The following is a 13,441-nucleotide window of genomic DNA, read 5'->3' as shown; positions in this document are numbered from 1 at the left end:
ATGTGCGAAACCCGGGGCGCGAACGCCCCGGGCTTCGTTTCCAGCCGGTTGTCGATCAGCGCAGGAGGCTGAGGACGCCCTGCGTCGCCTGGTTGGCCTGGGCGAGCATCGCCGTACCAGCCTGCTGCAGGATCTGCGTGCGCGACAGCTCGGCGGTTTCCTTGGCGTAGTCGGCGTCGCGGATACGGCTGCGCGAAGCGGACAGGTTCTCGGAGGTCGTGTTGAGGTTCGAGACGACCGAGCTGAAGCGGTTCTGCAGTGCGCCGAGGTTTGCACGCGAGGTGTTGACCGACTTCAGAGCCGCGTCGGCGACGTCGATCGCCATCTGCGCACCGGCGAAGGACGACACGTTGACGTTGCCGATACCGGTGGTGGTCGACGAGGTCGCCGAGAACGCGTTGGCGAAGCCGGCGACGGTCGCGTCATTAGTGGTGCCGGTGATCGTGATCGCGGCGGACGACGACAGCGTCAGCTGGCCCGAGGACTGGTCGTACGAAGCGCCGACGCCCGTCTGCGCCGAGACGCGGTTGATCGCTTCGGCGAGCTGGCCGACGCGCTCCTGGGCACTACCGGCGGCGGCGACTGCGCCGATGTCGGTACCGTTGATCTTCACGCCGCCCGCGGCGATCGCCGTGGCGAAGCCGGTGACCGCCGAAGCGCCGACCGAACCGGAGTAACGCGTCACCGCGCCGCCGAGGGCCGAGGTCTGAACGTTGGCGATCGAGGCGACGGTGATCGTCTCGCCCGAGTTCGCGCCGACCTGGAAGGCGACGCCGGCGAACGAACCGTCGAGCAGGTTCACGCCGTTGAACTTGGTGGTCGACGACACGCGCTGGATTTCCGACTGCAGCTGCGTGACTTCGGCGTTCAGCGCGTCACGGTCCGACTGCGAGTTCGTGCCGTTCGAGGCCTGCACGGCCAGCTCGCGGATACGCTGCAGGTTGTTGCCGACTTCGCCGAGGGCGCCTTCCGCCGTCTGGGCGAGCGACACGCCGTCGTTGGCGTTACGGGCAGCCTGGTCGAGGCCGCGGATCTGCGAGGTCATGCGCTCGGAGATCGAGAGGCCGGCGGCGTCGTCCTTCGCGCTGTTGATGCGCAGGCCCGACGACAGGCGCTGGATGCTGGTGGCAAGGCTGGCGCCGCTGGTGGTCAGGTTGCGCTGAGCATTCAGCGACATCACGTTGGTATTGATTGCTGCCATTTCACTTCTCTCCTGGTGAGGATCCGGCGGGGCGGCGAAAGCCTTGCGGGCCGGTTTCTGCAGGGTTCGGCGGGATTGCCTTCGCCGCTGCTGTGGTGAGTAACGGCAATCCAGTCCCGGGCTTTAGGCCGCTTGCGTGCGTCAAGACGTTTTTGCTCGACTTGTGATGCACGGCACGCCGGCTGCGCATGCGCGTTCGGCGGCGATGCGAAAAACTTGAGCGGCCGTGGGTGAACGCGTCACGTCGCGTCTTTGCATCCCAGGGGCAACGTTATCGGCGAAGTACGCGAAAACTTGAATTTCGCGGGGTTTTTCGCGGGTTTCGCGGTTTCGATAGCGAGCATCGCACGACATTGCGTCGCAGCACGTCGCGTCATGTCCCAACCGATTTCGAACGCGCAATGAAAAACGCGACACCGAAGCGTCGCGTCTGTTTTGTATGTCGATGTGCAGTGCGCGTCAGTCGTCGCGCATCCGCGCCAGGTGCATGCGGTCGAGTTGCATGACGTAGCGCAGCAGCCGCGCCTGGTCCTGCACGGTGAGGTCGACGAAGCAGCAACCCGCGCGCACCACGCGACGTCCGCGCTGATCGATGTGCGCGGCATGCTGCACGCGCAAGGTCACCAGCATCGGTTCCTGCTCGGGAAGTTCGAGCATGACGCCGGGAAACAGGTCGCCGGTGTTGATCTCGACGCTGTGGTCATCGCTCGTCAGCACCGCAAGGCCACCACCGCCGATGTCCGCGATCGTCGCGCGAACGGTGCGGCGTGCGCCGCCATCGGAATGCACGGGCAGGATGCAGGACAGCGTGCCCGGCGGTTCGCGACGCACATATTCGCGACGCTGCAGGTGCATCACCTTGACCGGCACCGGAACCTCGAGCGCGGGCAGGCCTTCGTGGATGCCGGTGCGCGCCGCGCCGGTGGCGAAGCGCACGGTGATGCGGTCGATCGAGCTTTCGAAACGCAGCCGATCGGCGGCGAGCAGTTGCTCGGTCAGCGCGGCATCGCGCGGCACGTCGATCCAGAACGAACCGCCGTCGACACCGAGTGCGGCGGACACCGCGTTCTCCGTACCCGCTGCATGCACGAGCAGCACGCAGCGTTTGTCGACGAGCTGGCGCAGGCAGCCGCGGATGTCGGCGGGGTGGTGAAGCATGTACTTCTCGTACAGGCTTTCCCCTTCGACGTGGGCGACGGGTCGTGGCTCGCTCATGCGTGCGCGTTCCGGGGGGCGGCGTCGGGTTGCCGCGGGTTCGGGTTGGGCATGCGGCCGACTTTACAACTTGTCGAAGAGGGACAGCGACTGTACCCGCAGCATCGTCTTCTGCGCGGCTTCGATGGCGGTCATCTGCAGGCTGAGCCGGGTGCTGGCCTCGGCGTAATCGGTGTCGCGCAGGCCGGACAGCGTCTGCTTGAGCGACAGTGCCGTGCCCGAGCGGTCGTCGGCGGACTGCGACAGCGATGCCAGCCGGCTGCCGGTGCTCGAGCGGATCGAGAGGAAGTGTTCCTGCGCGGAGGTCACGTCCGACAGCGAGCCGGCGAGCGCGTTCGACAACTGCGCCTTCTGCGCCGGCGTGGTGGCCGGTGCGTCCAGCGCGTCGGCGAGGTTCTGCAGCGTGGCGAACACGTCCTGGCGCGGCGCGGGCTGCAGGGTGAACGTATCGCCGGTGGCGGGCGCGCCGGTCAGCCGCGTCTGCACGCCGCCGGCCTGCAACGTGTCGCCGTCGGCATACGTGCCGCTGCTCACCACCGTGGCGCCATCGAGCACGCGATAGGCGGTGGGCGAGGTGAATTCGAGCATGAGCGTGCGGCCGCCCCATGCCGACGGATCGGTGACGCTGGTCGCCGCGAGCACGCCGGTGCCGGTGTTCGACGCCGTCGCGCGGCCGCGAATCGTGCCGTCGCCGGTGAGTGCGCGCATGAAGACTTCGCTGCCGGGATCAGCGTCGGACAACGTCATGTCCGGCGCGACGTCGATGGCGTTCTGGCCGTCGTCACCGTTGTAGGTCACCGCGCCTGCGGTATCGGAGAACGGCGTGACGTCGTTGCGCTGGCCGGCGAACAGCGAACGCCCGTTGCCGTCGGTGCGATTCGCGACTTCGAGCAGGCTGCTGCGAAGGTGGCGGATCTCGGCGGCAACGGTCGAACGATCGGCTGCGGACATCGTGCCGTTGTTCGCCTGCACCGTGAGTTCGCGCGCGCGCGTCATGTAATCGTTCGCATCGCTGAGCGCGTTTTCCTGCGCTTCGAGTCGGTTCTGCAGAAGGCCCGCGCCCTTGTCGTACTGGTCGAGCTGCGACACGGCGTAGTCGATGCGCTGCGCCTGCGCGGCGCCCGCCGGATCGTCCGCCGCGCGCGTGAGCTTGTTGCCGGTCGCCAATTGCTGCTGCGTCTTGGCGACGTCGGTCTGACGACGCATGAGCGCCGTGAGTCCCTGCTGATAGAGGCCGGCGGTGGAGATGCGCATGGGTTCGGGTCTCCGGATCAGCCGCGCACGGCGCCGAGCAGCGTCTGGAACATGTTGTCGGCGGTGGAGATGACCTGCGCCGCGGCCTGGTAGGCCTGCTGGTAGCGCAGCATGTCCGCCGCTTCTTCGTCGAGGTTCACGCCGCTCACCGAATCGCGTTCGGCGACGACCTGGTCGTGCAGCACCTGCTGCGCGTCGAGGTTCATCTGCGCGTTGGACGACTCGGTGCCGATCTTCGCGGTGATGCGCGACAGGCCCGTCGTCATGCCGGTGGTGCCGCCATCGAGCACGGTCTTGTCGTCGAGCGCGGAGAGCAGGCGCGCGTTGCTGTTGTCGGTCGACTTCGGTCCGGTGCGTCCGAGCGTGAACGAATCGCCAGCGCCCGGCGTGCCGTCGATGGCCATCGACCAACCGTTGCCGGCGATCGGCTGGCCCGCGGTGAACACCTGCGGTGCGCCGCCGTCGATCGTGTAATGCGTGGCGTCGATGAAGTCGACCTGCGCGGTGGTGAACGATGCGAATTGCGTCGCGTTCGTCACCTGCATAGCGCCGGGCTTCGCGTTGCCGAGATTGGTCGGATCGACCTTCGCGGTGAGCGGAGACGCGGCGGCGATCTTGTTCGGATCCTTCTGAATCATCTGCAGCGCGCCAGCGGCTTCCGACGTCGGGCGCAGCGTGAATTTGTCTCCGTTCGCGGCCGCGCCACTCATCACCAGTGACACGCCTTCGACCACGAAGGGATTCGCAGCCGTGCCGGCGCCGCTCATCGTCAGCGGTTCGCCGGTGCCCGAGCGCACCGCGCTCCAGCTCCCGCCGGCATAGCGCATTTCGATGTTCGGGCCCTTGAGCGCGGCCACATCGGAAATGCTTGCAGTGAATGCTGCGGTGCCGGTGTTCGCGACGTTGGCGTTCACCTGCGGCGCCGGGATCGAGAACAGATCGCCGCCGGGATCGCCGTTGTAGTCGACGCCCGCGCGGTTCTGCGCATTCATCGTGGTGGCGAATGCGGTGGCCATACGACCGAGGTCGGCACGCGCGGGATCGAGTACGCGGTCGCGGAATTCGAGCAGGCCACCGATCTCGCCCGAGAGCGAACCCGACGGCAGCTTCACCGCGCCGCCCGGCGTATCGAGCGACAGCACCTTGCGATCCGCGCTGTACGGATCGGGCGCCAGCGTCAGTTTCCCGGCGCGCGCGCCCAGCACCAGCGCCTGGCCGCCACTGAATACATTCAGCGAACCATCGTCCTGCGGCACGACCTGCGCGCCGGTGAGCGAGGCGAGCTTGTCGATGCGCAGGTCGCGCTGGTCGATGAGGTCGGGGCTCGCATTCGAGCCGGATGACGAGATCTGGTCGTTGAGTTTCGCGATTTCGTTCGCGAGCTGGTTGGCGACGTCGACCTGCGCGGTCAGCCGCGTATCGGCCTCGGTGCCCATCGACGTGAGCTGGGAATCCATCGCGCGGAAGCGCGATGCGAGCTGGTCGCCGGCGCTGAGCATGGACTGTCGCGCGATGCTTGAGCCGGGCTCGGAAACGACGCCCTTCACCGCGCCGTAGAAATTCGACCAGGGCGCTGCAAGACCCGTCGACGTATTGCTGAAGAGGCCGTCGAGTCGATCCGCGTAGGAACTGAGTTGAGTAAGGCGACCGAGTTCGCCGCTGCTGTCGGCCTGTCGCGCGAAGTTCAAACCATCGGCGAGGCGCTGCAGTTTCTGGATCGACACGCCGGCGCCGACATAACCGGCACCGGTGTTCTGGCCGACGCGCGCTTCGAGGTCGACGCGCTGGCGCGAATAACCTTCGGTGTTGACGTTGGCGACGTTGTGGCTGACGGTGCCGAGCGCGCGCTGGAAGGCGAGCAGGGCACTGGAGCCGGTGGAGAGAACGCTCATCGGTTACGCACTCCCCAGCGATGCGAGTGCGCGGCGCATGGTGGCGCCGTTCGCGATCGCGGTGATCTTGCTGGCATAGGACGGATCGGTCGCATAGCCCGCGTGCTGCAGCGCGGATGCGAACTGGTGCGCGTCCTCGCCGGTGCCGCGTGCATTCGCATAGCGGCTGCCGCTGAGAAGTCGCGCGTAGTCCGCGAAGCTGTCGGCAGGCGTGCCGTAGGAACGGAAATTCGCGCGCTGGCCCTGGCGCACGCCGGCCACGTATTCATGCGTCGCCGCATTGACGGTGTTGCCGCCCCAGCTGCCGCCGGCCTTGATGCCGAACAGGTTGTGCGACACCTGGCCGTTGCCGCCGACGAGTCGACGTCCCCAACCGGTTTCGAGCGCGGCCTGCGCGACCAGCGCCTTGGCCGACACGCCAAGTTCGGCCGCGACCTTCTTCGCATGCGGCCACAGTGATTTGACGAACGCTTCCGGGCTGCTGCAGTCCATCGGCGTCAGCGGGCCGCAGGCTTCGGTACTCGTGGATGCGGTGGCCGGCGCGATCGGCGCTGCCGGCGCGGACAATGTGCTCATCGACACGCCATTGCTCGACGGTGCGAGCTGCAGCGAATCGCCGAGCTTCATCGGTGCGATGCCCGAGGGCGCGGACAGCGGCAATGCGCTGGCGGCGGGACGGGCGAGCGGAAGCGGGCCTTGCGGCGCGGCGGGTGTGGCGGACTGACCGGTGCTCTGCTGCAGCTGCCGCATGATCATCGGCGCGAGGCCGAGGCCGCGCCCCTTGGTCAATTCCTTGGCGAGCTGGCCGTCGTACATCTCGCGATAGGTGGTATCGCCGCCGGACAGCGGATCGCCGCTGGTGGTCGAGCGCATCGACTTGATCAGCATGCTCGCGAACTGGGTTTCCAGTTCCTTCGAGGCCTTTTCCATTGCAGGGCGCGACGTCGAGGTCGTCGCGGCGTGATCCAGGGCGATGGCGGTCTGCAGGCGCATGTCGGGACCGATGCAAAGGCTGTGCCCAGCGGGCGGCGAAAGGGCGGTACTCGGGCGGGGCGGCTCGCGGTGTCTGCGTGCGGAAAAGGTCTCTCGACGCCGGTAACGGCCCGGCGGCGAAGGTCTTAAATGACCTCGAGCTCGGCCTTGAGGGCGCCGGCGCGCTTGAGCGCTTCGAGGATCGCGACGATGTCGCCCGGCGCGGCGCCAACCGCATTCACGGCGCGCACGATCGCATCGAGCGATGTGCCGCCTTCGAACTTGAACATGCGGCCGCCGGTCTGCGTGGCCTGGATGGTCGACTGCGGCACCACGGCCGTGCCGCCACCAGCGAACGCATTCGGTTGGCTGACCTGCGCGGATTCGGTGATCGACACCGTGAGCGAGCCGTGCGACACCGCCGCCGGCAGCACGCTGACGTTGCCGCCCATCACCACCGTGCCGGTGCGTGCGTTGACGATGACCTTGGCCGCGGCTTCGCCAGGCGAAACATCGAGCGATTCGAGCTGCGCGAGGAACGCGATGCGGTCCATCGCCGGCGGCGCGATTTCGATGGTAACGCCGTCGACCGCGCGCGCATGGCCCGGGCCGAAGGTCTTGTCGATCGCCGACACGATGCGCGCAGCGGTGGTGAAGTCGGAATCGTTGAGGTTCAGCGTGACCGCGCCGCCCTGCGGAGCACCGGGAACGGCGCGTTCGACGATCGCGCCGTTGGGAATCGTGCCGGCATTGGTCGCGTTGACCTGGATGCGCGAACCGTCCTTACCGCCCGCACCGAAGCCGCTGATGATCAACGAGCCCTGCGCGACGGCGTACACCTGTCCATCGGCACCTTTCAGCGGCGCCATCAGCAGCGTGCCGCCGCGAAGCGAACCCGCGTTGCCGATCGACGACACCGTGACGTCGATGTTCTGGCCCGGCTTCGCATACGGCGGGAGCTCGGCGCTGATCGCGACCGCGGCGACGTTCTTGAGCTGCGGGTTCACGCCCGGCGGAATGGTGACGCCGAGCTGGTCGAGCATCGACTTCAACGACTGCACGGTGAACTGCGTCTGCGAGGTGCGGTCACCCGAGCCGTCGAGACCGACGACGAGGCCGTAACCCACCAGCGGGTTGCCACGAACGCCCGCGATCTGCGCGAGGTCCTTGATGCGTTCGGCATGCGCGTTCGCGCCGACCGACAGCATCGCGGCGACGACGAACACCGACTGCAGCGTCGACATGCGCGTGCTGCGCGTGCCGACGCGCGGAACGATCTCGATCGGCTCGCGCTGCACGCCGAACTCGGCATCGCGCTCGGCATCGAGCTGGAACGGGCGCGGCGTGGCGAAGCGTCGGAAGAACGAACGCGATGCCTTGGCGAGGTTGCGGAATCGGAACAGGCGCATGTCGGAAGCCTCAGTACGGCATCAGCGCGGAGTTGAAGAAGCGGTCGAGCCAGCCCATCGCGTTGGAACGCGACACCGGCCCGCGACCGCCGTAGACGATCTTCGCGTCGGCCACGCGCTCGGAGCTGACGGTGTTGTCGGCCGCGATGTCCGCCGTGCGCACTACGCCCTGGAACTGCACCACTTCGTCGCCTTGGTTCAGGCGGATCTTCTTCTCGCCGGACACCAGCAGGTTGCCGTTGCCGAGGTCCTGCACGACGGTGACCGACACCGTGCCATCCAGCGAATTGCTCTGCTTGGTGTCGCCTGCGCCGTTGAAACCGCGCTTGCCGTCGACACCGACCTGCAGGATGTTCTTGCCCTTGTATGTGACCGACTGGCCCGCGATCGTCGGCGCCGAAAGATCGATGCTCGACTGCTTGTTGATCGCGGTGGTCGCCTTGGTCGACGCGCTGGTCGTCTCGACGAGGATGATCGTCAGAAGATCACCGACGTCGCGCGCCTTGTTGTCCTGGAACAGGCGCATCGGCTTCGCGCCGCTGCTGCCCGCGCTTGCGTAGATCGAGCCGCCGCCGTCGCCGGCCGACGTCACCATCGCAACGGGCTGCATCACCGGCTGCTGCGCGGCTTGCGCACGCATCGCGGTTTGCGCGGCCATCTGCGCGTGGATCTGCGCGGGCGTGGGAACGCTCGGGTCCTGCTGGAACGTGCGTGCATCGCCCATGGCGGTGGCGCAACCGGACACGGAGGCGGCAAGGGCGCAGAGCAGGGCGAGCGTCTTCATGGCGGCCGTTACAGGTTCTGGTTGAGGTAGCCGAGCATGTTGTCGACGGTCGAAATCGCCTTCGCATTCGTTTCGTATGCGCGCTGCGTTTCGATCATCGACACCAGCTCTTCGACGACATTGACGTTCGAGCCTTCGACCGAGCCCTGCACCAGCGTGCCCAGGCCGCTCGTGCCCGGCGCGCCCTGCTGTGCAGGACCGCTCGCACCGGTTTCGGCGTAGAGGTTTTCGCCCTTGGCCTGCAGGCCGGCGGGATTGACGAAGTCGACGAGCGTGAGCGAACCCACCTGCACCGGATCGGTCTGCCCGCTCACCTGCGCGCTGACCGTGCCGTCCGAGCCGATGGTCACGCTCTGCGTACCCTGCGGGAACTGCAGGCCGGGCTGCACCGGATAGCCTTCGTTGGTGACCATCTCGCCCTGCGAGTTGATCTGGAACGAGCCGTCGCGCGTGTACGCGGACGAGCCGTCGGGCATCAGCACTTCGAAGAAGCCGCGGCCGTTCACCGCGACGTCGAGTGCATTGCCCGTGTTCGAAAGATTGCCCTGCGCGAAGTTCTTCGCGGTCGAGGCAACGCGCACGCCGGTACCGATCTGCAGGCCGCTCGGAAGCTGCGTCTGTTCGGACGTCGAGCCACCGGGCTGGCGCACGGTCTGATAGAGCAGGTCCTCGAAGTTCGCGCGGTCGCGCTTGAAGCCGGCCGTGTTCACGTTGGCGAGGTTGTTGGAGATGACCGACATGCGCGTCTGCTGCGCGTCGAGGCCGGTCTTGGCGATCCACAAAGCCTGTGTCATGGCGGTTCCCGATTACTTCGAAGAGAGCAGCGAATTGCCGCTGCGTGCGTTCTCGTCACCGGTCTGCAAGACGCGTACCTGCATCTCGAACTGGCGGCTGTACTGGATCATCGACACGAGCATGTCGGTCGGATTGACGTTGCTGCCTTCCACCGCGCCGCTGACCAGCGACGGGCCCGCGGCCTGCGGGGGGTCGTCTGCACCGGGCTTGGCGCGCATCAGGCCGTCGTCACCGCGAACGAGGTCCGCGGTTTTCGCTTCGACCACCTTGATGCGACCGGCTTCGGTGATCGTCGACGCGGGCTGGCCCTGCGGAACGATCGAGATCGTGCCGTCACCGGCGATCGTGATCGTCTGGTACGGCGGAATCGACAGCGGCGCACCGCCGGAGTCGAGCACCGGCAGGCCGTTCGATGTGGTGAGCAGACCGTTCTCGGTGAGCTTGAGGTCACCGGCGCGCGTGTACGCGGTGCTGCCGTCCGGCGCCTGCACCGCAAGCCAGCGATCCTGGTGCAGCGCGACGTCGAGATCGTTACCCGTATTGATGAGCTGCCCGGCCGCACCGCTGACGCCGGCCATCACCGGAGCGGTGGCGACGCGCGAGGACAGGCCTTCGCCCAGCACCGGCATCGCCTTGGTGGCGACCAGCTGCTGCTGGAAACCGACGGTGTCCGTGTTCGCAAGGTTCTGCGCGACGCTGGCCTGCGCACGGAGCGAAGCGCTGGCGCCGGTCATGGCGATGTAGAGCGACTTGTCGATCATGCGGGGCTAGGGCGCGGGCGGCGCTGGGCCGGTGCGGTAGCTAGGCAAGGTGTGTGCCACGGGGGCTTGCGGCCGCCTGGTTCGGGTCGCTTCCTGCTGCTTGGTGGCGTCGTGGCGCGTGGACGTGGGTACGGCGAAGGCGTTTCGTCCGCTGAAGCGGCCGAGTCACTTTTCTTTGCTCGTGCAAAGAAAAGTAACCAAAAGAAAGCACTTTTCCCCGACGGATCTACAGCTCGCGACCGGAGAGAGTTGCGAGATCGCCACACTCGGCATCCTGCCTCGGGTGGCGACGGCCGACGTCCTGTCGGCCGCCCCTTCGGGGTCTTTACGATTTGGGCGGCTGTTGGGGCGAATGTGCGAAGCGGACGCCGATCGTTAGCTCAGCAGGCGGTCTCCAGTCAGGGCGACGCTTCGCCGTGAGAGTGGGACGTCCCGCTTGATCACGCGTTGCCGAGAGGTTTGGACCCCACCCACCGCGACGCGCAGCGAGCGCACGTGCAACTTCGTGTCGCGACCTAAATCGTGGGACCCGAAGGGCGGCGGCCATGGATGGCCGCCGTCCGCACCCGAGCCAGGATGGCGAGTGTGCGGATCGTGTGGAACTACAACCTGCGTGCTTTAGATCGGATCGGGGAAGGTGCTTTCTTTTGGTTATCTCTTCTTTGCACCAGCAAAGAAAAGTAACTCGGGCGCGCAAGCGCACGAAACGCTCCTGCTTCCAAAAGAACCACGACGCCGACCAACAACAAAAAAATCGGCCGCCCCCAGTCAAGAGAGCGACCGACCCATCTCCTCCCCCGAGGAAACGTCCCTTAGCGGATGTTGATCACGGTCTGCGTGATCTGATCCTGCGTCGTGATCATCTGCGCGTTCGCCTGGAAGTTGCGCTGCGCCGTGATCATGTTGACCAGCTGCTCCGTCAGGTCGACGTTCGACGACTCCAGTGCACCGCCCTGGATGTTGCCGAACTCCGACGTACCCGCGGCGCCGCGCAGGGGCTGGCCGGATTCCGCCGACTCCGCCCATGCGTTGTCGCCCAGCGGCTGCAGGCCCTGCGGATTCGCGAAGTTGGTGACGACGACCTGGCCGAGCGGCGTCGAGACGCCGTTCGTGTAGCGCGCTTGCACGATGCCGTCGGCGCTGACTTCGATACCGGTGAGGCGGCCCGTGGTATGGCCGTCCTGCGTGAGCGAGGCCACGCTGAAGTTGCTGCCGAACTGCGTCGAGTTACCGACGTTCATCGTGATGTTCATCGGCGCGGCGCCGGTGTTCGGCGTGTACGCGGGCAGGGTGATGTTGCCCGGCGCAACCGGCGAGCTCAGCGTGCCGGTATTCGAATACTGCAGCGTCTGCGCGCCACCGACGGCGGTGCCGTCGATGAACGTGCTCGCCTGCCATTCGTTCGGGTTCGCCGTCTTGACGAAGTACATCGACTGGCTATGCGCGGCGCCCAGCGAGTCGTAAACCGTCATCGACGTCGTGTAGTTGTACGAGGTCGGATCGTTCGGATCGAACGTCGCGGTCACCGGCACGCTCGCGTTCGCCGGCAGGTTGGTGCCGACGGTGACGGCGGTCGTCGCGAGCGGTGCCGAGTCGCCCGAGTTGAGCTGGATGTCGGACATGCGGCCCATGTCGAAGCCGGTGCCGCTGGCGTCGGGCTGGTAGACCTGCAGGCGCTGGCCCGACGGGTTTACGACGAAGCCGTCCTTGTCGGTGCCGAAGTTGCCGGCGCGCGAATACACCGTCGTGCCGTTGGCCGACAGCGTGAAAAAGCCCTTGCCGTTGAGCGCGAGGTCGAGCGCCTTGCCGGTGTTCTCGACAGTGCCCTGCGAGAACTGCTGCGCGACGCGCTGCAGTCGCACGCCGGCGCCGACGGTATCGCGGGATACGCCATACGCCGACGTCGGATACACGTCCGCGAATTCGGCGCGCGACTGCTTGAAGCCGGTCGTGTTCGAGTTCGCGATGTTGTTCGACGTGACGTTGAGGTCGGACTGGGCCGCGTTCATGCCGCTCAGCGAAATGCGGAAGCTCATGGATTCACTCCTGGTGCGTGCGACGTGTCAGTGGGATCAGCCGATGCGTCGCACGGACGACAACGGTTGCGGGCCGATGCCGCGAAGATTGAGAACGAGGCCGCTGGCTTCGATGGAAACGCTGTCGACATGCGAGGCGACGCGCGTGGAAAGCGCTTGTGTCGAATCGCCGGTGCCGGTGGTCGCGTGGATGGTGTAGGTGCCGGCCGGCGCGGTGCGGCCGTCGAGCGTCTTGCCGTCCCAGCTCCAGCCCACGTTGCCCGCGCCGTTGGATTCGACTGGCACGCGATCGATCACCTGGCCGCTGGCGTCGACGATCTCGACGTTGATCATTCCCGACGACGTCGCGACAACTTCGCCGCTCATGCCGGTGCCGGCGTCGAGCTGCACGGTGTCGGTGTCGACCAGCGCGTTGTGGCCGACGAGCGATGCAGCGCGCAGCGTCTGGTCGGACTCCATGACATTCGCGACCGCGCCAAGCGCGTCCTGCATGCCGTTGATGCCCTGCACGGTGGAGAACTGCGCAAGCTGGCCGAGCATCTGCGTGCCGTCGAGCGGCTTGAGCGGATCCTGGTTCTTGAGCTGTTCGGTCATCAGCTTCAGGAAGTCGGCCTGCCCGAGCTGCGACTTCTTCGTCGCCGAGCCGACGGTGTACTGCGAGAGTGCGTCGGTCGCGGAACTAACGGTGGTCATGTCATGGATCCTTCAGGCCTCAGCGGCCCATGTTGAGCGTGGCGACCGCGAGTTCCTTGGCGGTGTTGAAGACTTCGACGTTCGCCTGGTAGCTGCGCGACGCGGAGATCATGTCGACCATCTGCGCGACCGGATCAATGTCCGGCGCGTACACGTAGCCTTTCTCGTCGGCCATCGGATTGCCCGGCTCGTAGCGTTTAAGCGGCGCGGCATTCGATTCGGTGACGGTCTGCACCTTGACGCCCGCAAGCGCGGGATCGCCTTCGACAGGCGTCGCCTCGAACACGGGCATCTTGGCGCGGAAGGTGTCCTCGGCCTTGCCGGAAATCGAGTTGGCGTTGGCGAGGTTGGATGCGACGGTCGACAGTCGAACCTGCTGCGCGCCCATGGCGCTGCCGGCGACGTCGAAGATAGGCAGGTTGCTCATGC

11 protein-coding genes and 1 pseudogene are annotated in these 13,441 nt (G+C 66.6%); all 12 read right to left on the bottom strand.

All coding sequences use genetic code 11. From position 1 onward, the window contains the following. Positions 1–55: 55 nt before the first annotated feature. Entirely contained in the window at positions 56–1,201 is a 1,146-nt protein-coding gene (locus ACVWZN_RS07930; protein ID WP_456953322.1) for a flagellin, read from the bottom strand. A 459-nt stretch (positions 1,202–1,660) separates the two neighbouring features. Next, positions 1,661–2,416, bottom strand: coding sequence for a flagellar brake protein (locus ACVWZN_RS07925; protein ID WP_036142039.1), 756 nt, complete (start codon positions 2,414–2,416; stop codon positions 1,661–1,663). 63 nt (positions 2,417–2,479) lie between these two features. Beyond that, positions 2,480–3,670: a flagellar hook-associated protein FlgL gene (gene flgL, locus ACVWZN_RS07920; protein ID WP_456953321.1), complete on the bottom strand. Its 1,191-nt coding sequence runs from the start codon at positions 3,668–3,670 to the stop codon at positions 2,480–2,482. Between the two features lie 17 nt (positions 3,671–3,687). Then, positions 3,688–5,562 (bottom strand): flagellar hook-associated protein FlgK, encoded by a 1,875-nt coding sequence (gene flgK / locus ACVWZN_RS07915; RefSeq protein WP_456953320.1) that lies wholly within the window; start codon positions 5,560–5,562, stop codon positions 3,688–3,690. 6 nt (positions 5,563–5,568) lie between these two features. Continuing rightward, positions 5,569–6,489 (bottom strand): annotated as a pseudogene (gene flgJ, locus ACVWZN_RS07910) (flagellar assembly peptidoglycan hydrolase FlgJ); the annotation flags it as partial. 191 nt (positions 6,490–6,680) lie between these two features. Beyond that, positions 6,681–7,778, bottom strand: a complete 1,098-nt coding sequence (locus ACVWZN_RS07905) for a flagellar basal body P-ring protein FlgI (RefSeq protein ID WP_456954736.1) — start codon at positions 7,776–7,778, stop codon at positions 6,681–6,683. A gap of 175 nt (positions 7,779–7,953) precedes the next feature. Further along, entirely contained in the window at positions 7,954–8,727 is a 774-nt protein-coding gene (locus ACVWZN_RS07900) for a flagellar basal body L-ring protein FlgH (RefSeq protein ID WP_456953319.1), read from the bottom strand. Positions 8,728–8,735: 8 nt separating this feature from the next. Next, the gene (flgG, locus tag ACVWZN_RS07895; protein WP_027083263.1) at positions 8,736–9,521 is read right to left on the bottom strand and encodes a flagellar basal-body rod protein FlgG; all 786 of its coding nucleotides are present in this window, start codon (positions 9,519–9,521) and stop codon (positions 8,736–8,738) included. Between the two features lie 12 nt (positions 9,522–9,533). After that, the gene (locus tag ACVWZN_RS07890; protein ID WP_027083264.1) at positions 9,534–10,280 is read right to left on the bottom strand and encodes a flagellar basal body rod protein FlgF; all 747 of its coding nucleotides are present in this window, start codon (positions 10,278–10,280) and stop codon (positions 9,534–9,536) included. A gap of 815 nt (positions 10,281–11,095) precedes the next feature. Beyond that, the gene (gene flgE / locus ACVWZN_RS07885; protein ID WP_456953318.1) at positions 11,096–12,319 is read right to left on the bottom strand and encodes a flagellar hook protein FlgE; all 1,224 of its coding nucleotides are present in this window, start codon (positions 12,317–12,319) and stop codon (positions 11,096–11,098) included. A 36-nt stretch (positions 12,320–12,355) separates the two neighbouring features. Further along, positions 12,356–13,012 (bottom strand): flagellar hook capping FlgD N-terminal domain-containing protein, encoded by a 657-nt coding sequence (locus tag ACVWZN_RS07880; RefSeq protein ID WP_027083266.1) that lies wholly within the window; start codon positions 13,010–13,012, stop codon positions 12,356–12,358. Positions 13,013–13,031: 19 nt separating this feature from the next. Then, entirely contained in the window at positions 13,032–13,439 is a 408-nt protein-coding gene (gene flgC / locus ACVWZN_RS07875; protein ID WP_027083267.1) for a flagellar basal body rod protein FlgC, read from the bottom strand. Positions 13,440–13,441 lie beyond the last annotated feature (2 nt).

It is taken from the genome of Lysobacter sp. HA35 (assembly GCF_054061195.1).
Note: the sequence above shows the minus strand (reverse complement) of the source record. Positions and strands in the feature narration are given on the sequence as shown.